Origin of the sequence: Flavihumibacter sp. UBA7668, from assembly GCF_002483205.1 — a bacterium.
GTDB lineage: Bacteria > Bacteroidota > Bacteroidia > Chitinophagales > Chitinophagaceae > Flavihumibacter.
Genome location: NZ_DLHM01000001.1, coordinates 594,855 through 618,754 on the forward strand (window position 1 = coordinate 594,855; position 23,900 = coordinate 618,754).

A 23,900-nucleotide genomic window follows, 5' to 3' on the forward strand; every position below is an offset into this window, starting at 1 on the left:
AGTGGTACATAATTTTAATGCAGGTCCGTCTGTATTACCTCCGGAAGTCTTCAAAACCGCCAGTGAAGCCATTCTGAACTTCAATAATATGGGATTATCGATCCTGGAAATCGGTCATCGCACCGATGCTTTTCAGGCAGTGATGGATGAAGCCCGCTCGCTTGTAAAAGAATTGATGCATTTGAATGATCAAAAAGAGGTGTTGTTTTTACATGGAGGCGCATCTACCCAGTTCTTTCAGGTACCAATGAACCTGTTGGCTGCTGATCAAACGGGGGCCTATCTGGATGGAGGCACCTGGGGTGTAAAAGCAATCAAGGATGCCAGACTTTATGGAAATGTAGAAGTGGTTGCCAGTTCAAAAGACAGGAATTATTCGTATATCCCGGACAGTTATTCCATTCCGGAAACGGCTGCTTATTTTCACTATACCACCAATAATACGGTAGAGGGTACACAGATGCACAGTATACCGGCAACCAGCATTCCACTTGTGGCGGATATGAGCAGTGATATTCTCAGTCAGGAAATGGATTTTAATCGATTCTCCCTTATTTATGCCGGTGCACAGAAAAATATTGGAGCTGCCGGAGTTAATCTGGTGATTGTAGATCCAGCCATTCTTGGCAAAGCGAACCGTACATTACCTACTATGATGGATTACCGTGAGCATATCAAAAATGGCTCCATGTTAAATACCCCACCCGTATTTGCAGTATATGTTTGTATGTTAACGCTTCGATGGTTAAAACAATTGGGAGGTGTGGCCGCCATTCAGAAAGTCAATGAAAAGAAGGCGCAACTCTTGTATGATAGCATCGATCAGTATCCAATCTTTACGGCACCAGTTGCAAAAAAAGACAGGAGCCGGATGAATGCTGTCTTTACCATTCAGGAGCCGGCTTTGGAAAAAGAATTCCAGGCAGCCTGTAAAGAACATAATTTTTATGGCGTAAAAGGACATCGGTCAGTAGGAGGATTCAGGATCAGCATGTACAATGCACTCCCCTACGAATCTGTTGTTACACTGGCCGAGTTCATGAAAGATTTCGCAACCAAAAAAGGATAATCCTTACATTTAAGCAACATGGCAAAGATTCAACCATTTAAAGCGCTGCGTCCGCATACTGATAAAGCTGCACAGGTAGCTGCACCTCCATATGATGTGTTAAATTCTGCAGAAGCTGCGGAAACAGCAAAATCAAATCCTTATAGTTTTTTACATGTAACCAAATCTGAAATTGATTTACCGGGTATCACCGATATTCATACACCGGAAGTTTATGAAAAGGCCAAAACCAATCTGAAAGAACTTCAACAGAACGGGGTGTTATTACGGGAGGAAAAACCCTGCTATTATATTTATGAGCTCGTTATGAATGGGCGTCATCAAACCGGACTGGTGGCAGTTTCTTCAGTTGATGATTATGAAGCAGATATCATCAAAAAACATGAGTTTACCCGACCGGAAAAAGAGCAGGACCGGATCAATCATATCCGTACCAGTGGAGCTCAGACGGGAAATGTATTTCTTGCTTACCGCGATGTTGCTGCCATTAATGAACTGGTTGATACATGGAAACAAAAAACAGCGCTTTATGATTTTATAGCGGATGATGGAATTGAACATAAAATCTGGGTCGTAAATGATGAAGTGACGGTGCAGCAGATCAGTGAATTTTTTGCCAGCCAGGTTCCCTACACCTATATAGCAGATGGGCATCACCGGGCGGCTTCTGCAGCGAAAGTGCGGAAATCACTGGAGCCGGGTTATCACGATCACGCGAATTATTTTCTGACCACGCTCTTTCCGGCGGGTCAGTTGCATATCATGGATTATAACCGGGTGGTTAAAGATTTAAATGGACATACAGAAGCTGATTTTCTTCGTGCTCTCTATGATCATTTTGAAGTGGAACGCATGCCTGCGGCCTTCTCTCCTACTCATTTACATGAGTTTGGAATGTACCTGGGCGACCAATGGTTTAAACTGACTGCAAAAGAAGGCAGCTATAGTACGGATCCGATTGGTGTATTGGACGTAACCATTCTGTCTGAAAAAATTCTTGATCCGTTATTGGGTATTAAAGACCAGCGTACGGATAAACGAATCGATTTTGTTGGTGGTATCCGTGGGTTGGGCGAATTGGAAAAAAGAGTAAACAGCGGTGAGATGAAAATCGCATTCAGCCTTCACCCCGTTAGTATCCAGCAATTGTTTGATATTGCAGACAGCGGTAATGTAATGCCTCCGAAAAGTACCTGGTTTGAACCCAAACTGAGAGATGGCTTATTGACTCACTTAATTTACGAATAATGAGAAGAACCGTATTCATATGTATCTGGCTGGCGGGTTTGTTAACCGGATTAGAGCTCAAAGCTCAGGAAGATGTAAAATCATTGCATGCATCTGCCAGAAAATACATGCAGGAAACGGATTACTCCAATGCTGCACTTGTTTTGAATAAAGCATTATCGCTTGAACCGTCCAACGCGGATCTTCAAAACGATTTGCTTTTCACATATTATCTTTCACGTAATTATGGAAAGGCGATTGAGCTGGGTAAACAACTGACCGGTGCAGACAAACCGGATATTCGGAGTTTTCAATTACTGGGACTCAGTTACCGGGCAATAGAAGAGCCAAAAGAAGCAGAAAAATTATACAAAACCGGATTGAAGGTTTTTCCCAACAGTGGTGTACTGTACAATGAATATGGTGAATTCCTCTGGGCTAAAGAAAAGTTTGAACCAGCGGTGGAGCAATGGGAAAAAGGAATTTCAGCAGATCCGAATTACTCTGGCAACTATTATAATGCGGCCAAACATTATTACCTGACCAAAGACAAAATCTGGGCACTTATCTACGGAGAAATTTTTGTCAACCTGGAAAGTTACAGTCGCCGTACACCGGAAATCAAGGAACTGCTCCTGAATGGTTATAAAAAATACTTCACCAATATGGGCAGCCTGAATGCTCCCAATCCCAAAAATGGATTTGAAAAAGCATTCAGTGCGGGATTGGATAAACATGCTGGCTCAGTAAGTGCAGGTATCAGTGCGGCTTCCCTAACCAAACTCAGAAGTAAATTCATTCTCGACTGGTATGAAAAAGAGCCTGTTTCCTATCCTTTCCGTTTATTTGAATACCATCGCCAGCTCTTGAAAGAGGGGTATTTTGAAGCCTATAACCAATGGCTATTCGGAGCAGCCCAAAACCTACCGGCATTTCAGCAATGGAGCCAGGCGAATGCCACCAATTATGATGCATTTATTCAGTTCCAACGTGGTAGAGTTTTCAAATTACCTACCAGTCAGGATTATCGCTGGCTAAATTCAAAATTGTAATTTGCTGTAAGACAACAACTTGTAAATAATTTTGAATTTTTAAGCTTTTTATATCAATGTTTAAACATTGTTGTTGTAATTCTTATTATCTTTGTATAACAAAAGAAAAATTACAACGCACGATGAAAAAAGCAATCTTCTTATTCGCTGCGGTAGCTGCAATCGCTACTGCATGTAACAATGCCCCCGAGGGCGATGCCGCAACAACTGCCGACGCACAGGCTGCAGCAACCGGAGCCGGAGCCAGTTTTGCAATTGACACAAGTTCCAGTATAGTAGAGTGGCTGGGATCCAAGCCTGTTGGTCAGCACAATGGTACTTTGAAAATTGCCAATGGTGAATTCAGCATTGCTGAGGGAAATATCACTGCCGGTAAGTTTACGATTGACATCAATTCACTTACCGACCTGGATATGGACGGTGAAATGAAAGGAAAGCTGGAAGGTCACCTGAAAAGTGCAGACTTTTTTGATGCTGCCAAATATCCAACCGCCAACTTTGTAATTACCGCTGTAGAGCCAGTAACCGGCGACAGTACTGCTACCCATAAAATCAGTGGTAACCTGACGCTGAAAGACAGCACAAAAAATGTCAGTTTCCCTGCACAGGTAACGGTTGCAGAAAATTCAGTGAAAGCGATCGCCAACTTCAATATCGACCGTACACAATGGGGTATGTATTACGGAAATGACCAGAGTCTGGGTGATAAATTCATCCGTCCGGAAGTGAATATCAAATTGAATATCAACGCCAACAAATTATAACTCGCTTTTTTCTAGTGATGTTTTGAGTTGGATGAACCGGCAGCTTCGGCTGCCGGTTTTTTATTGGGAGTGGTTCCCTATATTTGAAAAGGATTATTCACCCCTAACGATTGAAGCATATGAATCAGCCACAACGCCTATTTGATTGCCTGAGCCTGCAATTGGAAAAGAACCCGTCCTTTCCCCTGCTTGCCGGCAAAGAAAATGGCCAATGGAAGGAATACAGTGTGCGGGAGGTTAAGGAAACTGTTGATCAACTAAGTGCCGGACTCCTGAATCTTGGCATCAGTTGTAATGATATGAGTCCGGAGGGCCGTGATAAAATTGCAGTTTTATCCAAAAACAGGCCTGAATGGGTAATGGTTGATCTGGCGGTACAACAGATTGGAGCTATTCTTACCCCTTTTTATCCCACTATTAATGTTAAAGAATTGGAATTTGTTCTCAATGACGCCGGCGTAAAAATGGCTATTGTGAATGATGAGGATTTATACCACAAAATTATAAGCGTGCAGCCAAGGGTTCCATCGCTCCAATATATTTTCACCTTTGAACATGTAGCCAATGCTGCTCATTGGAAGGATATAATGCGAAATAGCAGCCAGGAGGCACTTACAAGAATTCCGGCACTTGCTGATCGGATTAAATATGAAGATCTCTTTACGATAATTTATACATCCGGAACAACCGGAACTCCCAAAGGAGTAATGTTATCGCACAAAAATGTACTGAGTAATGTGCTGAGCAGTATTGAATCGGCCTTTAATGAAATTGGAGTTGCCGGTAATAAAGCACTTAGTTTTCTCCCACTCAACCATATTTTTGAACGGATGGTGACCTATATCTACCTGTTCGGAGGCACCAGTATATATTATGCGGAGAGTCTGGAAACCATTGGTGATAACCTCAAGGAAGTTCGGCCCACCTTATTTTCAACAGTACCTCGTTTGCTGGAGAAAGTGTATGAAAAAATCATGATGAAGGGTATGGAACTGACAGGTGTGAAACGTAAGTTGTTCTTTTGGGCACACGATTTGGCAGACCGGTATGAGCTCCATAAAAACCAGGGATTCTGGTACAATACACAACTCTCTCTGGCTAATAAGCTGGTTTTCAGTAAATGGCGGGAAGGGTTGGGTGGAAATCTCAAAGCCATTGTAAGCGGAGGTGCCGCCTGCCAGGTAAAATTGATCCGGATTTTTACGGCGGCGCAGATTCCGATTCTGGAAGGTTATGGCCTCACAGAAACATCACCTGTAATTTCTGTAAACAGATACGGCAAACATGGTCGGAAATTTGGAACTGTCGGGACATTGATAAATGGTGTGGAAGTTAAGATAGCCGAAGATGGAGAAATCCTTTCCCGTGGTCCGCATATAATGATGGGATACTATAAACGCCCGGATCTTACAGCTGAGGTGATGAAAGATGGTGACTGGTTTTGTACGGGTGATATTGGATTGTTTGAAGATGGTAAATACTTGAAAATCACGGATCGAAAAAAAGAAATGTTCAAAACAAGCGGTGGCAAATATGTGGCACCCTTACCAATAGAGAATAAGCTGAAGGAATCCCTCTTTGTAGAGCAGGTGCTGGTGGTTGGTTCAGAACGAAAATTTGTAGGAGCACTGATTGTTCCTTCCTTTGCCAATCTTCGGGATTGGTGCCGCCAGCAAAATATTGAGTATTCAACTAATGAAGAAATGGTTCGCCATCCAAAAGTGGTGGCACAGTATATTGATTTGGTGGAAAGCTTCAATAAGTTCTTTAATCATGTGGAGCAGATCAAAAAATTTGAACTACTACCCATGGATTGGTCTATCGAAACAGGCGAATTGACGCCCAAACTCAGTTTGAAACGCAAAGTAATTCAGGAAAAATACCGCGACGAAATCGAACGGATCTACGCCTAATCATCCACCGGTCGGGTGGCACCGGTCGGGTGGAATTTTGGGAATTACCCAGTTACCCGAAATGTTTATATATTAGAGGCAAATTCAATACCCCATGAAATTCAGAATCTGTCTTGTGGCGCTTATTGGCGTATTATTTACTGTGAGTTCCTGTACCCGACGGGTAGTTGTTGTTCATCATCCTCCACAACCCCGCGGCAAACATCATAAAGCACATCGGCTTCCTCCCGGTCAGGCAAAAAAAGTGTATGGTACTAAATCTGCCCGCCCCCATGCACCCGGTCAGCGGAAAAAACACCATTAAATATTTTTACCACCCGTCGGGTCTACCCGACGGGTGGTAAAACGCTAAACTTTTTCAATACCGTTATCCTTAATGCGGATGAGTTTCTGCTTGAAAAGATTACCGATGGCCATTTTGAAGGCTTTTTTGCTCATGCCAAGGTTATCATAAATGTCTTCGGGATCAGATTTGTCATGGTAAGGGAGAAAGCCACCATTAGAATCGAGCAGCTCCATAATTTTACCGGCTTCACCACCAATCCGCTGGTATCCGCGTTCACCCAATGCCAGATCAATTTTGTTCTCCTCCCTGATTTTCCGGATATAACCATTCAGCTGATCACCCACCTGGATATTCTGATAAATATCACTGAAATGTAAAACCCCCGTATGCTTTCCATTAATAATACACAGATATCCAATATCTGTACGGCGATAAACCAACAATTTAACCGCGTCCTTTTCTTTCAATTCCAACACATCATTTGAAAGCATGGACTCTACTTTTTCCGTAGCAGTGACCCGACCTGTTTGTTCATCGATATAGATATGAACGACATAAATACCGCCCACCCGCATTGTTCCGAGTTGCTTGGATTTCGGAACAAAAATATCCTTCATTAAACCCCAATCAAGAAATGCACCCTGATTGGTTGTACTCACTGCTTTTAGGGCAATTATATCTCCCACAACACCCAAAGGGTCCTGCGTTGTTGCAATAATTCGATCCTCAGAATCGTGATAAACAAAAACCCGCAATTCATCGCCGACTTTTACACCTGCCGGAACAAATCTTTTAGGCAGCAGAATTCCCTCTTTGCCATCATCCAGAAACAAACCGAAATCTACCATGCGGATAACCGACAAGGTATTGTATTCACCAACTTTAACCATAATTGAAATTTTTAGCAATGGACCTTGGCAAATGTAGCCGAATTTATGTACCCGAAACGGCGCACATGGCTCAAACCCGGTAAATTTGCAACTCAAATCAGGCGAATGGAAAAAAACCATGTAATCAGAATCAAGTGCACGGATCAAAAAGGATTGATTGCCGGAATCGCCAGCATTTTGTACCGGCATGAATATAATATCATGGTCATGAAAGAATTTGTCGAAACTGAAACCGGACAATTTTTTGCCCGACTGGAAATTGCCGGTGAACTTCATCCATCTGAACTTGAAAAGGAACTAACACAGTTTCTACCTGCTTCTGCATCGGTCCAGATTATCCCCAAACAAAAGAAGAAAATAGTACTGCTTGTAACGAAAGAATATCATTGCCTTGGTGATTTGTTGGTTCGGCATTATTTCAATGAATTACATGCAGATATACTGGCTGTAATAGGAAACTATCAGGTACTTGAACCTTTCACACAGAAATTCAATATCCCATTTCATGTGGTGAGTCATGAAGGAATCAGTAAAGAAGCATTCGAATCCCGCATTTTGGATACACTTGACTTTTATCAGCCAGACTACCTTGTACTGGCAAAATTCATGCGCATTCTCTCGCCGGAATTTGTTCAACGGTATCAGGATCGCATTATCAATATCCATCACTCCTTTCTCCCGGCATTCATTGGTGCCAACCCCTATAAGAAAGCATTCGAACGGGGCGTTAAACTAATCGGCGCCACAGCACATATTGTGAATAACGATCTTGATGAAGGCCCCATAATCACACAACAAATTATACCCGTTAAACACGACGATGGCTTAACTGACATGATAGAAGCCGGACATGAAATTGAAAAATCTGTGCTTGCTGAAGCACTTAAGCTGGTATTGGAAGATCGTGTATTTGTATCAGGCAATAAAACCATCGTATTCAGTTAATGAAAACATTTACAATTCAACCATATAGCCATGAACACCAGCAGGGTGTAATCGACCTTATTTTACCCATACAACAAAATGAATTTGGTGTACCGGTAACCATTGAGGATCAGCCCGATCTTTTAACCATTCCTTATTTCTATCAAAAGAACAAAGGTAATTTCTGGGTAGCCATTAGCAATAACGAGCTGGTTGGCAGTATTGGCCTGATTGATATTGGTCATCATTCAGCTGCCATCCGGAAAATGTTCGTTCGTGCTGATTTCAGAGGGAAGGAAATCGGACTTGGACAGGCCTTGCTTGAAAAGGCAACAAATTGGTGCATTGCAAATGGAATAACAGCTATTTATCTGGGTACAGTTGAACAATTAAAGGCAGCGCAGCGCTTCTATGAAAAAAACAAGTTCCACAAAATCGCTGCTGAAGAATTGCCGCCTTATTTTCCAAGAATGAAAGTGGACACCCATTTTTATGAAAGACGTCTGTCAATTGAATAACGACCCCCACCTAGTATAAACAAGGATACACCCATACCAATTGCCAGCAGATGGTATTCAAATCCTTCGCCTTTTTGAGTTCCCAACCAATTCATAAAAAACCCAAAATCAAGATGGCTTGTAAGAACCATGCCAATAAACAAGCCAATCAGCCCAATTGCTACCAGCCTTGTAGCCAACCCAATTACCAGCATTACCGGAAATAAAACCTGCATCAAAATTACCAGAAGGCTAACCAACCAGGGAAGATTTTCCGTTTGCGTCAGGTAATTCATGGCGGCAGAAAACCCGAATCCACCAAACCATCCAAAAGCCATTTGTGCTCCGTGCGGAAAAATTACAATGGCCAGAGTCAAACGAAGGATAAAACCAGTCAGTTGATTTTCCGTTTGCATCAAATTCCAAAATTGTTTCATAAAATCTATTTAGACGACAAATCTGAGAAGATCCAACTCTGAAAAAAATGAACCAGTTCAAGTTTTATTGCTACCGCTTTTATCAGGTTTACAGTAAAAATGAAACGAACTATTTTGCTCGCAACCATTTTGCTACTCAACTCTTTCAATGTTATTTCCCAAATCAATCCTATTGAAATTTTAGCCGGACATGATAATTTGTTTTATCAACACAATGTATCTCTTCCTATCCGGCCCAATTCAAAATTCAGTCTGGTACACGTAATGAATGCCATGATCCCTAATGAAAAAACTGAAGGAAAAAAAACAAAATCTGGGGAATTAATGAATCAGTTGTATGCAGGATATGCATTGCATCCATCAATCAAATTTTTAACCGGTGTTTTCTATTCAAATGCAACAGATTATCGAAGCTCAATAGCGATAAGTTTCAGTAAAAAAAACAGGAAGACATTTTATCTGATTAGTCCGCGTATTGATTATTCCAAAACCTTTAGTTATGAATTATTTGCACTGATTGAATACCGGTTTAAATTCAACAAAAATTTGACTGGATATTCAAGATTTCAAACTATGTACAATCGAAGTAAAGACCACAACCGGAGTTATCAAAGGATGCGCTTTGGTCTGGACTTCAATACCGTTCAAATTGGAATTGGAACAAATCTGGAAGCTTATGGCAGTGAACATCGGATTGTCACTAACCACGGAATGTTTCTAAGAAAACTATTATAAAGAGTCTTTCCGTGTTTTCAACTTCAGATGGATCCTCTTTTTGATTTTACTAAGGAATTCAGCAGACATTCCCAGATAAGAAGCGATATGCTTTTGTGAGATGGCATTTTCGATAGCCGGATACTTTTCACGAAAATCAAGATAGCGCTGCTCTGCATCAAAACCCATGTTTAGTAAAATTCGCTTTTGGAAACTGGCGTAGGCCTGCTGCGTAATTAACCGAAAAAAACGTTCCAGTTTTGGAACATCCGAATACAGTTGCTGGAGGTGGTCAAAGGAAATAGAAATTGTTTCCACCTCTTCCAATGCTTCCGTATATAATTGTCCCGGTTGCTGGGTAATAAAACTGGGGAAGTCGCCGATCCACCAATCCCGAATAGCCAGTTGAATAACATGCTCCTGGCCATTCTCATCAATATAGTAAGTACGACAACTTCCTTTGGTTATAAAATTTGTATATCGGTTTACTTCACCTTCTGCAGTAATATATTCACCTCGTTTAAAGGAGCGGGCGATCGATTTCGAAAGAATCAATTGCCACTCATTTTCAGTGAGTGCTACATAGCGTGAAAAATTAGCAAACAGCAGGGCATCCTCCATATCCGAATTTACTGAATCCCGCTCAAGCCAGTTGCGCTGATTTAAGGGTTGCCAGAACTTCCGGCGTTACATTTCCAAAAAGTGATACGCCGGCTGCGCCTTTTTGCATGGATAATTCAATTCCCTGTTTAAGTTCCTCCATATTTTCAAAGTCTGGCAAATACAAACCGGCATACAGCGGGAATTTACCAGCAAGAAAATGTACACCCTCGGTTACCGCATCGCCAATCCATTTAACATCTTCCTGATAAAATTTATGATAAATCATTGGGAATACTGCGTCCAGGTTCCAATTGGTCCAATCCTGGCGAACAATTCGTCTTGCTACCTCAGGTGTTGGAAACACAGCAGCAGTAATCCATTTTTTATGTTTATTTGCTACTTCAGCCAATTGATTTACAACATTATTGATGGCATTATAACGAAACAGGCGCCAGGATAAAACACCATCGGGATATGGAAGATCAAGTGGATCTTTTCCAGCTTGTTTTTTATATTCAGCCCTGCAGGTTTCGCAGTAACAGAAATCATAGGGAGGTAATTCCTGTTGTTGAACCAGATTATAATTTTTCCATAGATTTAATGGTAAAATCACATCACAAAAACGAATATAATCCAGATGTAATCCATCTATATAATCCTTCGACAAAATCTGGTCCGCTTCTTCTTTAAGGAAAGCCTGTACTTCCGGTTTAGAGGGACAAAGCCAGCGATAATAACCCACATATGGCGGATGATCAATCACTGATTTTCCTTCCCGGGAAACAGCATACCATTCCGGATGTTGCTCCATCAGGGTTTTTACACCTTTGTTCATGGTCCAGTTCCAGCGATGTGCTTCGAGTTTCATTTTTTTTGCGACCCGGAAATGCAATTCCGAATCATCCTCAAACAAAACGCCCCGCACACCTGAAGCTGCATAAGATCCATATCGTTCCACCAATTCAGCTTCCGAATCTTTTTTATTGGGTCGTGTCCAGATCCAGTGTTTTGCTTTGTTTTTTTTAAACCCTTGTTCAGCGGTTGCCAGGCTGGTACCTAAAGATAAACTGGCAGTAGTCAGTAAACTGTTTTTGATAAAATTTCTACGGTTACTCATAGCAATTAGTTCATTTATCTTTAAATGTAATATAGCCCCAATATTGCGGAACATGCATGTCGATCAGTCCCTGTGGCGACCAGACCCAGTTATCTTCCGGCAATTGTTTTCCATTTGCTCCTATTCTGCGTTTATAGGATTGTCCATCCATATCCATGGTCCATTGAACTCTGGAAAAATTAATTCTCCAGGTAGCTCCGGGGATGGGATTGGAAATTCTTCCGGGTCTTTCCAGGTCCTTATAAGGAATCGCCATTTCAACCATCCATCCTTTGTCGATATCTCTGTTATCGTTCAGGGTACCATTTAACTCAACAGCACTTATCAATCCATCTGAGTTCCAGCCCATTACCATTGGTCCGCCTTTTTTATACGGTCTGGTCATAAACAGGTCCATAATAGTACCCAGCGCATTTATTTCATATTCAAAATATTGTTCCTGGTCATTATTGGGATCCAGAAACACTTCAAAATCATGGTCGTTGAAAATGATAGCATCCCGTTTTGTAAGTGTAGCCCAAAGATGAGGTTCCTCCAATTCTGCCAAAACATATAAATAATTTTCATCCCAGAGCATTTTTGCTCTTGTCTTTAAACGGGGAACCGGCTTTTTACTTCCTTCAATATCCTGAAAATAGCTGGTCCAGGCCGCTTTTTTCCAGGCTTTCTCCATTTTGCCATCAATTTGTATTGGCCTGGAAGTTTTGTAAACATCGTATTTAAGCGGAAGGGAATCCGTAGCATTTCCTGCCTGGACAATATTAGTAAGAGCCAGACCCATAGTTTTCAGAAATAACAGCATATCAGGTAGTGTCAGATAAAGAATTTGTGTAACAAAGCTAATCGCCAACAGGGAAATCAACTTGTTATAATTCAACAAATGATGAGTTCGAATGAACAAAATACTAGCTTGATAAAAAATTTTACATATGTCGCATCCATTACTTTGTTGGGATATTTTTCTGGAAGGAAGAGGCCGTAGGGAGGAATTCGAGCAGGATTTATGGTTCCTTAATAAACTACAGCGGGCAGGTTATTGGAAATTTTTACCGGGCCGCTCGCTTGACAATGCTTTGGTATGGGAAAATAAAACCATATTGGTTACCAGTGCAGATTTGGAAATAATTTTTGCATCAAAAAACATGTTTCATATGAATGGATACCTGCCGAAAGAAGTGGTAGGGAAAACTCCGAAATTGTTTCAGGGACCTGCAACAGAATCTGCCAGCAGAAAACTGATCAGTACGGCGGTACAAGAACAGGCAGCCTTCACCTGTTCAATTCTTAATTATCGAAAAGATGGCAGTCTGTATAATTGTTGTATTGAAGGTTATCCTGTAGTAAATGAAATGGGAAAGCTGTTAAATTATGTAGCCATTGAAGAAGAAATCCCCTGTTGATCAATCCTGCTTAAGATCTTCAGGGTCACTGCTTTCCTTATGTGTTTCTCTATGCGGGAAATCCCGATTGAGCCGGTTTTTCAACTTTTTCTGTTCCTTTCGGTTTACCCTCGAGGTCCACAGTAAAAAAACAAGTATACCGATCGCCAACAGCGTATAAACCAGCAGATCCATACAAATTTATTTTAAGTAATATACGACCTGAATATTACCTGGAGGTTAAGGCTATTTGAGCGATGTTTCCTATCTTTTCAAAATGCAAGCCAATTCAAACAACTCTCGTCGTAGATTTTTACGAACCGGGGCAATATTAATAGGTGGAATTTACGCTCTCCCATCTTTTGCGGCAGCAGGTTATAAACCCAAACTGAGTTTTTCGACGCTCGGTTGTCCTGATTGGAATTTTGACCAGATAACCGGATTCGCTGCGGATCATGGCTACCAGGGATTGGAGATCAGGGGCATTCAAAGAGAAATCGATCTTGTAAAATCACCTGTATTCAATTCAGCAGGCAGTCGCGCTTTAGCGCTTGCCAGGATGAAAGAAAAAAAGCTTCAATTTGTGGGACTGGGTTCGTCTTCCACACTTCATTTTAAAGATCCGGGCAAAAGAAAATTGCAGTTGGATGATGGCAAACGCTTTATTGATTTAGCAGAACAATTGAACTGTCCCTATGTGCGGGTATTCCCCAATAATTTTCCCAAAGAACAAAGTCGGGAAGAAACGATGGAACTAATAAAAGGCGGGCTTCTTGAATTGGCAACGCATGCAAAAGGTTCGAAAGTTGAAGTATTGATGGAAACCCATGGCGATCTGGTTAAAACTGCTGATCTGGAAGAAATCATGAAAGAGGTGAAAAATCCGAAAGTCGGACTAATCTGGGATATTTCAAATATGTGGACCATCACAGGTGAACCACCTTCAGAAGTTTATCCAAGATTGAAGAAATACATCCGGCACTTACATGTTAAAGATGCAGTGAAAGAAAATGGAAAACTTCGTTATACATTACTTGGAAAAGGAGAGGTACCAATTTTTGAAGGGTTGGATCTTCTTGCTAAAGATAATTTCAAAGGTTACCTGAGTTTTGAGTGGGAAAAACTCTGGCATCCAGAAATTGCTGAACCCGAAATAGCCATTGCTGATTATCCAAAAGCCATTAAAGCACATTTCCCTTAACTATCTGATGACTTCAAAATATGCCAGGTGATTCACTTAATCTGAATAATAAATCGATCCGTCAAAACTCCTATGATGCAATTGTGGTTGGTTCAGGAGTGAGCGGCGGATGGGCTGCAAAGGAACTTTGCGAAAAAGGTCTCAAGGTATTGCTGCTCGAACGAGGTGGCCCGATGCAACATCCTTCTTATCCAACTGCGCTTATGCATCCATGGGAGTTTGACCACCGGGATAATTTATCTGTAGAAGATTGTAAAATCTATCCAATTCAAACAAGGCATTATTCCATAGGGGAAGACAACAAACACTTTTATATTAAGGACCTTGAGAATCCGTATGAAGAAGTTCAACGCTATGATTGGATTAGGGCGGATGTTGTTGGAGGAAGATCGCTTTTATGGGCAAGAGCCTGTTATCGATGGAGTGATCTGGATTTTGAAGCCAATATCAAAGATGGATATGGGGTAGACTGGCCTATTCGATATAAGGATCTTGCGCCCTGGTATGATTACGTGGAAACATTTGCAGGCATCAGCGGCAACAGAGATGGAATCCCACATCTTCCTGATGGAATTTTTCAGCCCCCCTTTCAAATGAATTGTGTTGAAAAAGATTTTACTGCGAAGATCAATGCCGCCTATACCAGCAGACATGTAATTATTGGAAGATCGGCGAATCTGACGGCTCCTTTAAAAGGCCGGGGTACTTGTCAGGCCCGAAACCTTTGCCATCGGGGCTGCCCTTTTGGAGCTTATTTCAGCTCCAATTCAAGCACGCTTCCAGCTGCCCTGGCAACAGGAAATTTAACCATCCGCCCGCATTCCCTCGTTAATAAAGTACTATTTGATGAAAAAAACCAAAAAGCATACGGCGTAGAAATTATTGATACAGAAACAAAAAAGACGGAAGAGTTTTATTCGAAAATTTTATTTATTAATGCCTCAACGGTAGGAACAACTGCCATTCTTTTAAACTCTGTTTCCAATAGATTTCCCAATGGACTTGGTAATGACAGCGGGCAATTGGGATTGAATCTGATGGACCACCATAAAGGGCTGGTTATAAGTGCCGATGTAGAAGGATTTGAAGACAGCTATTACAATGGAAGAAGGCCAACCAATATTTATGTACCAAGGTTTCGAAATGCAACCGAGAAAACTCCGGATTTTCTGAGAGGTTATCATTTTGGCGGAGGTGCTTATCGTGCGCGTGGAAAGGCAGATGGAATAGGGGCCGAATTCAAAGAATCAATAACCGAAGCAGGACCCTGGAAAATCAGTATTTATCATTTTGGTGAATGTCTCCCCTATTCAGACAATAAAATGAGCCTGCATAAGGAGAAAAAAGATCCTTATGGAAGGCCGATCGTGTCATTTGATGTACACTTCAGGGAGAATGAAATCCGAATGTTTGAAGATGCGGCAAAAACCGGAGTTGAGTTAATGGAAAAGGCCGGATATAAAAATATTCAGGTGAGTGGCAAAATTTCGTTTCCAGGGAATGCCAATCATGAAATGGGAACAGCAAGGATGGGACATGATCCAAAAACCTCTGTGCTTAACTCCTTCAATCAGGTACATGCAGTGAAAAATGTTTTTGTAACGGATGGATCCTGTATGACATCGGGATCTTGTGTAAATCCATCCGTTACCTATATGGCATTAACTGCAAGGGCATGTGATTATGCCGTGCAGGAATTAAAGAAAGGAAATCTCTAGTGAGTATAAATATTATTAAGCTCTTTTTCAAACAGCGTCTGCGGGGAGTGATAAAATTTCAAAAAATCCGGCACACTCGCATGTCCGGGAAATGGCGCATAATAATGTGTGGCACTTTTAACATCATTCCGCCATACCAGCACATAAGCTAGTTTTAAACCGGGCGCCGTAATCGTTTTCAGGAGCACTTCTGTCCACCAGTCGGCTTTTGGAATAGATTCTAACCCTGTTTCGGTTAAGGCAGCCAATTTACCTGCTTTATTTGCATAGTTCTGGACAATTTGTAATTTTTTTAAAGCGGCAGGTAAATTGTATTTTCCATCCCGACCAAAATCGGCATAATTATCCATACCAACGAGATCAGCATACTCATCACCGGGATAGCGTTCCAAAAACTCAGCTTCTGTATTGAATGTACAATCGGGAGAAAATGCATAAAGAAGCTGGTGCACCTTCATTGAATCGCGCATATAGTTTACCGTGAATTTCCAGAGGGTTTTTATTTCATCCGGACTGCAATGATTTTTACCCCACCAAAACCAGCTTCCATCCAATTCATGAAAGGGTCTGAATATCATTGGGATAGATTCTCCTTTTTTGCCTCTAACGGAATGAATGAATTTGGAAATCCGGGTTACTATCGATTTGTATTTTTCATGATCAGATGCTTCTGGAATCAACTTCGGCACGGCTGCTATAGAGATACCATCTTTCCAATTAAATCCACCACCTGATAAAGGGTTATAAAAATGCCAGGAGATAGTAATTATCCCGCCTCTTTCGTAAGTATCCTGAATAATTTTTCTCAGCCTGTTTTCTTCTATTTTAATTAATGAATCAGGTTGTCCGGATAAACCACTGAAATCGATACCTATTACTGCAGGATGGCTACCTGTGACAGATTTTATATCAGAGCGATTTGAATCTCCCCACCATCCATGCCCATATTCAGTCGCATGCTGATGACCGAAAAGAATGGAGCGGCCTGATATGCGATGAAGATATCTGTAAAGAGCTATCGTTTCTTTTGTTGCATTCTTATCAATCGGAAGCAGATCGTTTCCCAGTGCATCCGGAACACTTACAATAATTAGAGAATAAAAAAGCAGGTATTTGAATTGAAAACGCATCAGGTATCCTTGCTAGTTTATTAGTCTTCTTTTTGATGAAGCTTTTTCATAACGGCAGCTGTTTTGTGTTCACCGGTATGACTCCAGCCGGGTGGCATAAACAGATAAAGAACTTTGTTTTTTATTCCGGGTGCTTTATAAACATCTCTAGCCAATGCCGTTATTTCACCAAAATAGGCATCCATAAAATTATTGGGCTTCATCTCTCTGGTAATTCCGTATTGAATGGGGAGCTCGCGGTTTTCAGGCTGATATGTTTTAAATACCTTATCCCAGATATTGAGCAGGTTACAGAAATTGGTATCCATATACTCAATATTTTTTGCGTGATGTACCCGATGATGTGATGGTGTAAGTATCCATTTACCGAACCAGCCCAGATCACCTTTTTTCATAACGGTTTCTCCAACATGTATAAATGACCCCCAGGTACCGTCAATAAACATTATAACAAATAACATGGGAGGCGGAACACCCAGCAAAATGCAAATTGATGTACGAATCAGATCTGCATACGGTGCTTCCAGAAAAAAATGTGCGTAAGTAACACCCAGATGCATGGTTTCCGGTGCATGATGCGTAGAATGAAAACACCAGAGCAACCGGACTTTATGTGCAAGAAAATGATATACGAAATGAGCCAGTTCCCAAATGATATATCCGTATATAAACCAATACCAGGTAAATGGGACGGTAAACAACGCTTTATCTTCAAGCCATCCAATGACCAGCAAAACCATCGCAATGGCAATAAACCGCCCCAGAACTGCATTTAAAACGTAGGAAAAGAAGGGGATTTTGTAGGAAATGATACTGAACTTTTTATACATGAGTCCGCGTATCAGTTCCAAAATCAAAATAAGTGGAATTACCGGAGCAAAAATTGCAGTAATTCCCTCAAAGGTTTGAAAACTGCTGTAGTCTCCTTGCTTTATAATTCTAATAAGCGCATCAAAACCAAAAAAAGAACGAAACTGTTCCCAAACGGCAAGAAAAAAATCCATCATGGCAAATCAAGTTAGCCCTCAATTTAAACCAAGTTTTTTAACCTGCCTAGGACCGTTCTATTTGAATAATCGGGGATCGAAAAGGCAATGTGGTCCTGCAAAATAATTTCCCACAAAAGCTTTGCGTTGAAATTCATGAAGAGACAGAGGTTCTTCTTTTTTCTCTTGTGTTTCTGTGGTTACATTAGTGGTTGTAGCCTGGGTTGGGGTTGCTGCAGGGTATGCAACATACATTTTTCTCCAACTGGGCATAGGTAATGACTGGTTTTTCATCCTGTTTCTTTTTCGTGACTATATGGCACCAGCGGGCAAATAAAATGCCTGCTGACGCAGGCAATCGTAGATTTTTAGTAAGCTGATGCAAAGATACGCCAACTAATCCAATCTTACCAATAGATACCATTAATTTAACAAGTCTGAAAACGCACTATCAATTTGGAAATTCCTAACACCGGCCTGTTTTAGTTTGATTGCCAATGCTTTAGCTTTCAGTTTAGCTGCAGGATCAGTTGGTGTGCGATGGTTTAGAACACCAACCACCAGAATACCTTCTTTTGTTGCCCAGTCCACATCATCTTTACTGATATCTCCGGAGAAAAGATAATAATGAGCTGGACTATAACCCGGACGAAGTTTATTTTCCTCTAATTGTTTTCTGGTACAGCTGAGTTTTATTTTGCCTCTGAAAAATTCGGTGGATTCATCCGTCCCAATCATTAATGCATCCTCCTTTAGACCATATTGATCCATTAATTTCAGCACTTTGGAGAACAAAGCTTCATCCATACCCTGAATTTTATTATCTATCATCACCCGCATACGACCTTTGCATGCTTTAAGCACTTCCTCAAAGCTAAGAACCCGGGTATCAACAGAAGAACGCAATTGTTGAATTCTTGACCAGGGGAGCGCAGTTACGGCACTATCAAAACCGAAATATCTTTTGAAAGTCCGATCGTGTTGAGTAATCAGGACACTATCGGCGGTGATTCTTAAATCAATCTCAACCATCCAGTAATTTTGCTCGATTGCTTTCTGCAAAGCAGGCATGCTATTTTCAGGAGTAAGACTATCCACCACACCACCCCGGTGAGCAATCAGCCGATAGGGTTGCGCCAGAGAAATGAGTCCAAACTGAAGAAGTACAACTAAAAATCCTATTTTCATATTAGCTGAATTCTCAACAAGTTACTGCGTATCTTAGGATTAGAACTATCATTCACGGCAAATATGGGTCAAAATACGCAGGATATACACCTCAATTGGTACAATAAACAACTCACGGAAATCCCCGAAACTATTTGGAATCAGTTTCAACTTGAAACACTTAATGTATCGGAAAACTATATTGAAAGTATAGCTGATCAGATATCCCAACTGGCAAACCTACGGATGCTGGATCTTGGGCATAATAAATTAAAAAAAATTCCATCTTCTATCGGGGACCTAAAAAAACTGGACTCCTATTTATACCTGCACAACAATAAGATTGAAGATTTGCCCGGGGAAATTGGAAAGCTGGAATTGCTCCGTTATCTCAATTGCAGTAATAATTTATTAACGAACCTGCCTTCCTCAATTGGAAATTTGAAAAATTTGATTGAATTCAAACTTGCCAATAATCAATTATCCGATTTACCCAAAGAAATAAGGACTTTAACATCACTTCGTTACCTTGATCTGTCTGGTAATGAATTTAAAAAAATCCCTGTTTTACCACCAACAATTTGGGAATTGAATTTGAGAAATAATAAAATCAGTCAGCTTCCACTTCAAAACTATCCTGAATTAAAAAAACTGGATCTTAGGAATAATCAATTAAACAGTGTGCCGGAATCAATTTTAACCTTGAAAAAGTTAGAGAAACTTGACTTACGCTGGAATCAATTGGAAACTTATCCATATTGTTTAGACACACTAGAGAAAAGAGGGTGCATTATTTATCTTTGAAAATATTACCAATTTCACGGCCAATTTTCTGAATTTTTTCAATGCCTTTATTCAACGTTTCTGCGTTGATATCCTCGTATTCATCAAACTTGCTATCTGTGTCAAATTGGCTAGGATAAACCATAAGTTTGGATGTAGAAGAAAAATACTTATCGAGTTTAATCAACACATTATCAAATATAGGGTCATGGGAAATAGAGCCTTTTCTTCCGGAGAAAAAGATCATCATATCATCCTGCTGAATATTTTTTGATAATACCAGAAAATCTGCCCAATCCTCAAATTGAAAGAAACTGATTGCACCTGTTTTGGATGAAGATAGATAGGCACTTATATCTCTTTGCGATTTTGGATTGCAATAACAGAAAACCGGCATGGATAATTCTTTAGACAAACGCAGAATAGTATCCAGACAGGTGGAAAACCCCTTTTCCATTTCAACCAAAGGTGGACAAAAAATCAAAATTCTTTTATGCGTAATCAATACCTTATTGGTATTAACAACCATAATATTCCGATCCAGTGAAGCAAGCATATTCTCTGTGGTTTCACCAAAGAATTTTTCCATCATCGTATTCTTCTCCGGCCAGTTAAGAATAACCAAACTGGCCATTATTTCTTTAGATGTTCGGACAATTCCGCTGTTGATATTATGGTCAATTGATGCAATCACATTCAAATTGGTATCAGTGGCTGCTGCAATCTGGTAGGATTTATCCAGTTTTTTTCGGGCAATCAGCAGGTTATTCTCGGCCTCTTCATTATTGGGCACTACAGATAATACGGTAATAGGATGGGGTGATTTTTTATCCTTGAAAAGGATGGCCAATTCAAGCATTGGCTCAACTTTTTCATAATCTTCAATTGGCAGCAAAATATGTTCTTTATCAAGGACCTCTGATTTGTCCATTTGCATACCGGCATCTGAATCCAGTACCAGCTTTTTTGCGGCATGTTCGGTAGCAAAAGAAGCAACCAGGCAGGTAATCAGTATCAGGATAATGGTTCCATTCAGAATATTTTCATCCAGTATGCCTTCGCGGTAGCCCACCAGTATTATGGCCAATGTTGCAGCAGCATGTGCTGAACTCAACCCGAAAATTAATTGCCTTTCTGATGTTTTATACTTAAATAATTTTTGTGTCGTGAAAGCAGCCAGCCATTTTCCAATCAGGGCTGTCGCTGTTAGCACACCGGCAACTAACAATGCTGTATAACCATTAAATATAACTCTCACATCAACCAGCATACCTACACTGATCAAAAAGAAAGGAATAAAAATAGAATTCCCAATAAACTCGATCCGGTTCATCAGGGCCGAAGAATGCGGAATCAATTTGTTCAGTGCCAATCCGGCAACGAAAGCACCAATTATGGATTCTACTCCGGCAACTTCAGCAAGAAAAGCCGCAAAAAATACGACGGACAAAACAAAAATATAATGGGAGGTTTTTTCACTTTCGAGTTTCCTGAAAAACCAGCGGGCAATCCTGGGTATCAGGAAAAACATGATAGCGGAAAAAATTGCCAGCGAAGTTCCAAGCTTAATCCAGAATTCCTGATTCAGACTTCCTTTGGAAGCTCCCATGATTACTGCCAATATAATCAGCACAGCAGTATCTGTGAGAATAGTACCCCCTACTGCAATAGCAACCACAGCATGTTTGGAAATCCCAAAACGGGTAACGATTGGATAAGCAACCAGCGTATGGGTAGCAAACATACTGGCTGTCAGAAAACTCGCATTGGCATCATAGCCGAGCAGGTAGTGACAAACCGGGTAACCGATGGAAAGCGGGATAAAAAAAGTGAGTGCCCCAAATACAAAACTCCGGTTTTTATGTTTTTTGAATTCATTCAGATCGAGCTCCAGTCCGGCTATAAACATGATATATAACAAACCGATGGTCGAAAACAGATCAATGGCGGAATTTTTTGCCAGGATATTTAAGCCATGCGGACCGATCACCACACCTGAAATAATCAGGCCGATGATACCCGGGATATTCAGTTTACGCAAAAGAATAGGAGAAAGGAGGATAATTAACAGAATAAGCGAAAAAATCAAAACCGGATTACTTAATGGCCGGTGAAATTGTTCCAGTAATTCTCTCCAGAAACTCTCTTGCATAGCTATTGGTAAATTATCATCCAAACATACCTAAAAAACGGTAGCCAACTCCAGACTCAGTAATAATATAAGTGGGGTCGTTGGGATTGGGTTCAATTTTTTTTCTAAGCTGCGCAATAAAAACCCGCAGGTACTGCGCCTGGTTGATGAATCCGGGTCCCCAGATGGTTCTAAGCAAAAAAGCATGGGTTAATACCTTTCCCTCATTTTTTGCCAATAACAAAAGCAGGTTGTATTCGGTGGTAGTCAGCTTAACCAATTCCTCCTCTCTTTTAACCGTCCTTTCTTCCAGATTAATCGACAAGCCTGAAAACTGTAAAACAGGCTGATAATCTTCGGATATTACAGAACGAAGTGCTGCCCGGATTCTGGCAAGAAGCTCACCCGTACGAAATGGCTTTGATAAGTAATCATTCGCACCGTTGTCCAGTGCTCTTATAATTTCCTCTTCTTCTTTTTGAACACTGATAATAATAATCGGATTGGTGAACCAGGTTCTCAATTCAGCCAGTACCTGCTGGCCTCCTATATCCGGAAGGCCAAGGTCAAGCAGAATCAGATCAGGCGGATGATTTTCAGCCATTATCAAACCATCCTTCCCCTTTTTTGCCTGATGAACGGAATAATTATTCGATTGCAGGGTTATTTCGAGCATTGTTCGAAGGGCCGGCTCATCCTCAATTATAAGAACTTGTGTTTTATTCATAAATTGGAAGATTAACTGCAGCTGCTGCCGGTATCCTGATAGTAAAAAGGGCACCTCCGCTGCTGCTATTACTTAATAATACTTCTCCACCCAATGCTTCCGTAAATCCTTTAACAATGGACAAGCCCAGGCCTGTTCCGGAGCCTGCTGTATTTTTCAACCGATAAAACCGATCAAACACCAACTCCCGTTCATCCATCGGGAAGCCGGTTCCATTGTCTTCAATAGTTAGTTCAAGTTGACCATTTTTATAGTGACAGGTCAGCTCAATCTTCGTATCATCGGGTGTATGAGCCTGGGCATTTGTCAACAGATTAAAAAGAATCTGTTCCAGCATAATTTTATCAAGCTTTACCATAGGAAGTTCATCCTGTAAAACCAATCGCAGCGCATGTTTTGTATCAGCCTCTTTGGCCTTCTTATCCAATCCATAGAGGAGTTCCGGCAAATCAACCCACACTGCTTTTGGCTGCAATTGTCCGGCTTCAAGTCTCGACATATTGAGGAGATTTTCAACCTGGTGATTTAATCGTACTGCAGCTTCACTGATCTGACTCAAAAGGATCGATTTGTTTGCTTCACTGAGATTTTCTTTATTCTCCTGCAGGTTATCAGAGGCACCAATTATAGTTGAAATAGGAGTTCTTAATTCATGTGAAAGAGAATTCAGAATCGTATTATAGAGTTGAATCTCCCTTGCTTTTTCCGATCGTTGCCGGGCAAGTTTTTCAACCTGTCGGATCCGGTAGGTAAGAACCGCATTAATCAACACAATAATGAAATACATCAACAACAAAACAAGATCTTCCGGATTGGTAACTGCATAGCTGAATTTTGGCGGAATAAAAAACAGATCCCAGAGAAGTGCAGATAATAAGGCCGCCACCAAAACGGGTTTAATATCAAAACTGACGGCTGCCAAAGAAACAGTAACCAGCAATAAAAAGGCAACAATATGATAATCGATCAGGCTTGAGAAAACAAAACATGTTCCGGCCACCAATAACACAGCACCAATACTATAGAGGTACTGATACTTGCGTTCAATCCGGTAAAGTTGAAAAATCGAAACCATTCGCAAAATTACAGGCAGGGCATAAAGATTTTATAAAGATTTTCAGGAAGCCGGTGCTGAAGCGGCTTTATCCCCCTTTACGATTCTACATTTACACCCTATTTCAACCA

The 23,900-nt window shown here is 40.9% G+C and carries 25 protein-coding genes; 13 read left to right on the forward strand and 12 right to left on the reverse strand.

All coding sequences use genetic code 11. The features are described 5' to 3' along the window. Position 1 precedes the first annotated feature (1 nt). From serC to B2746_RS02535, 6 genes are all read left to right on the forward strand, one after another. The gene (gene serC / locus B2746_RS02510; protein ID WP_290790681.1) at positions 2–1,069 is read left to right on the forward strand and encodes a 3-phosphoserine/phosphohydroxythreonine transaminase; all 1,068 of its coding nucleotides are present in this window, start codon (positions 2–4) and stop codon (positions 1,067–1,069) included. A gap of 18 nt (positions 1,070–1,087) precedes the next feature. Then, positions 1,088–2,317, forward strand: coding sequence for a DUF1015 domain-containing protein (locus B2746_RS02515; RefSeq protein ID WP_290790683.1), 1,230 nt, complete (start codon positions 1,088–1,090; stop codon positions 2,315–2,317). Beyond that, complete coding sequence (locus tag B2746_RS02520) at positions 2,317–3,348, forward strand: tetratricopeptide repeat protein (RefSeq protein ID WP_290790685.1); 1,032 nt, start codon at positions 2,317–2,319, stop codon at positions 3,346–3,348. Before B2746_RS02515 ends, B2746_RS02520 begins: the two co-directional genes overlap by 1 nt. A 122-nt stretch (positions 3,349–3,470) precedes the next feature. Next, positions 3,471–4,112 carry a YceI family protein gene (locus B2746_RS02525; protein ID WP_290790687.1) on the forward strand — a complete coding sequence of 214 codons (642 nt, stop codon included), beginning with the start codon at positions 3,471–3,473 and terminating at the stop codon, positions 4,110–4,112. A 119-nt stretch (positions 4,113–4,231) separates the two neighbouring features. Continuing rightward, positions 4,232–6,025: an AMP-dependent synthetase/ligase gene (locus tag B2746_RS02530; RefSeq protein WP_290790689.1), complete on the forward strand. Its 1,794-nt coding sequence runs from the start codon at positions 4,232–4,234 to the stop codon at positions 6,023–6,025. A gap of 94 nt (positions 6,026–6,119) precedes the next feature. Continuing rightward, entirely contained in the window at positions 6,120–6,329 is a 210-nt protein-coding gene (locus tag B2746_RS02535; RefSeq protein ID WP_290790691.1) for a hypothetical protein, read from the forward strand. A gap of 44 nt (positions 6,330–6,373) precedes the next feature. Here B2746_RS02535 and B2746_RS02540 read toward each other — a convergent pair whose 3' ends face one another. Beyond that, the gene (locus B2746_RS02540) at positions 6,374–7,201 is read right to left on the reverse strand and encodes a CvfB family protein (RefSeq protein ID WP_290790693.1); all 828 of its coding nucleotides are present in this window, start codon (positions 7,199–7,201) and stop codon (positions 6,374–6,376) included. Between the two features lie 105 nt (positions 7,202–7,306). On the opposite strand from B2746_RS02540, the gene purU reads away from it, so the two are divergent. Together purU and B2746_RS02550 are read left to right on the forward strand one after the other, a co-directional pair. Then, a complete protein-coding gene (gene purU, locus B2746_RS02545) occupies positions 7,307–8,146 on the forward strand; it encodes a formyltetrahydrofolate deformylase (RefSeq protein WP_290790695.1) in 840 nt (279 codons plus the stop codon). Next, positions 8,146–8,643: a GNAT family N-acetyltransferase gene (locus B2746_RS02550; RefSeq protein WP_290790697.1), complete on the forward strand. Its 498-nt coding sequence runs from the start codon at positions 8,146–8,148 to the stop codon at positions 8,641–8,643. The genes purU and B2746_RS02550 overlap by 1 nt, the downstream gene beginning before the upstream one ends. Here the strand turns inward: B2746_RS02550 and B2746_RS02555 are convergent. After that, positions 8,616–9,059, reverse strand: a complete 444-nt coding sequence (locus B2746_RS02555; protein WP_290790699.1) for a DoxX family protein — start codon at positions 9,057–9,059, stop codon at positions 8,616–8,618. The genes B2746_RS02550 and B2746_RS02555 overlap by 28 nt on opposite strands. Before the next feature lie 99 nt (positions 9,060–9,158). Between B2746_RS02555 and B2746_RS02560 the strand changes: the two genes are divergently transcribed. Continuing rightward, positions 9,159–9,794 (forward strand): hypothetical protein, encoded by a 636-nt coding sequence (locus B2746_RS02560; RefSeq protein ID WP_290790701.1) that lies wholly within the window; start codon positions 9,159–9,161, stop codon positions 9,792–9,794. On the opposite strand, the gene B2746_RS02565 is transcribed toward B2746_RS02560, so the two are convergent. Genes B2746_RS02565 through B2746_RS02575 form a run of 3 tightly spaced genes read right to left on the reverse strand, consistent with a single transcriptional unit; the run spans position 9,789 to position 12,394 of the window. Next, entirely contained in the window at positions 9,789–10,394 is a 606-nt protein-coding gene (locus tag B2746_RS02565) for a Crp/Fnr family transcriptional regulator (RefSeq protein WP_290790703.1), read from the reverse strand. The two genes, B2746_RS02560 and B2746_RS02565, sit on opposite strands and share 6 nt — an antisense overlap. 22 nt (positions 10,395–10,416) lie before the next feature. After that, positions 10,417–11,493 carry a Tat pathway signal protein gene (locus B2746_RS02570; RefSeq protein WP_290790705.1) on the reverse strand — a complete coding sequence of 359 codons (1,077 nt, stop codon included), beginning with the start codon at positions 11,491–11,493 and terminating at the stop codon, positions 10,417–10,419. 10 nt (positions 11,494–11,503) lie between these two features. Next, complete coding sequence (locus B2746_RS02575; protein ID WP_290790707.1) at positions 11,504–12,394, reverse strand: carbohydrate-binding family 9-like protein; 891 nt, start codon at positions 12,392–12,394, stop codon at positions 11,504–11,506. Between the two features lie 28 nt (positions 12,395–12,422). Between B2746_RS02575 and B2746_RS02580 the strand changes: the two genes are divergently transcribed. Then, positions 12,423–12,893, forward strand: a complete 471-nt coding sequence (locus tag B2746_RS02580) for a PAS domain-containing protein (protein ID WP_290790709.1) — start codon at positions 12,423–12,425, stop codon at positions 12,891–12,893. Here B2746_RS02580 and B2746_RS02585 read toward each other — a convergent pair whose 3' ends face one another. Beyond that, the gene (locus tag B2746_RS02585) at positions 12,894–13,067 is read right to left on the reverse strand and encodes a hypothetical protein (protein ID WP_290790711.1); all 174 of its coding nucleotides are present in this window, start codon (positions 13,065–13,067) and stop codon (positions 12,894–12,896) included. Between the two features lie 82 nt (positions 13,068–13,149). On the opposite strand from B2746_RS02585, the gene B2746_RS02590 reads away from it, so the two are divergent. Together B2746_RS02590 and B2746_RS02595 are read left to right on the forward strand one after the other, a co-directional pair. Beyond that, positions 13,150–14,073: a sugar phosphate isomerase/epimerase family protein gene (locus B2746_RS02590; RefSeq protein ID WP_290790713.1), complete on the forward strand. Its 924-nt coding sequence runs from the start codon at positions 13,150–13,152 to the stop codon at positions 14,071–14,073. A gap of 20 nt (positions 14,074–14,093) precedes the next feature. Further along, positions 14,094–15,791 carry a GMC oxidoreductase gene (locus B2746_RS02595; RefSeq protein WP_290790715.1) on the forward strand — a complete coding sequence of 566 codons (1,698 nt, stop codon included), beginning with the start codon at positions 14,094–14,096 and terminating at the stop codon, positions 15,789–15,791. Here the strand turns inward: B2746_RS02595 and B2746_RS02600 are convergent. The 3 genes from B2746_RS02600 to B2746_RS02610 all read right to left on the reverse strand — a co-directional run bounded on the left by B2746_RS02600 (position 15,788) and on the right by B2746_RS02610 (position 19,095). Further along, positions 15,788–16,921: a glycoside hydrolase family 26 protein gene (locus tag B2746_RS02600; RefSeq protein WP_290790717.1), complete on the reverse strand. Its 1,134-nt coding sequence runs from the start codon at positions 16,919–16,921 to the stop codon at positions 15,788–15,790. The two genes, B2746_RS02595 and B2746_RS02600, sit on opposite strands and share 4 nt — an antisense overlap. A 20-nt stretch (positions 16,922–16,941) precedes the next feature. Continuing rightward, a complete protein-coding gene (locus tag B2746_RS02605; RefSeq protein WP_290790719.1) occupies positions 16,942–17,928 on the reverse strand; it encodes a sterol desaturase family protein in 987 nt (328 codons plus the stop codon). A gap of 402 nt (positions 17,929–18,330) precedes the next feature. Further along, the gene (locus tag B2746_RS02610; RefSeq protein WP_290790721.1) at positions 18,331–19,095 is read right to left on the reverse strand and encodes a glycerophosphodiester phosphodiesterase; all 765 of its coding nucleotides are present in this window, start codon (positions 19,093–19,095) and stop codon (positions 18,331–18,333) included. A gap of 63 nt (positions 19,096–19,158) precedes the next feature. Between B2746_RS02610 and B2746_RS02615 the strand changes: the two genes are divergently transcribed. Then, the gene (locus tag B2746_RS02615; RefSeq protein ID WP_414655270.1) at positions 19,159–19,878 is read left to right on the forward strand and encodes a leucine-rich repeat domain-containing protein; all 720 of its coding nucleotides are present in this window, start codon (positions 19,159–19,161) and stop codon (positions 19,876–19,878) included. On the opposite strand, the gene B2746_RS02620 is transcribed toward B2746_RS02615, so the two are convergent. Genes B2746_RS02620 through B2746_RS02630 form a run of 3 tightly spaced genes read right to left on the reverse strand, consistent with a single transcriptional unit; the run spans position 19,865 to position 23,790 of the window. Continuing rightward, positions 19,865–22,009: a cation:proton antiporter gene (locus B2746_RS02620; protein WP_290790723.1), complete on the reverse strand. Its 2,145-nt coding sequence runs from the start codon at positions 22,007–22,009 to the stop codon at positions 19,865–19,867. The genes B2746_RS02615 and B2746_RS02620 overlap by 14 nt on opposite strands. A gap of 16 nt (positions 22,010–22,025) precedes the next feature. After that, a complete protein-coding gene (locus B2746_RS02625; RefSeq protein ID WP_290790725.1) occupies positions 22,026–22,715 on the reverse strand; it encodes a response regulator in 690 nt (229 codons plus the stop codon). Continuing rightward, the gene (locus B2746_RS02630) at positions 22,708–23,790 is read right to left on the reverse strand and encodes a sensor histidine kinase (RefSeq protein WP_290790727.1); all 1,083 of its coding nucleotides are present in this window, start codon (positions 23,788–23,790) and stop codon (positions 22,708–22,710) included. The genes B2746_RS02625 and B2746_RS02630 overlap by 8 nt, the downstream gene beginning before the upstream one ends. Between the last annotated feature and the right edge of the window lie 110 nt (positions 23,791–23,900).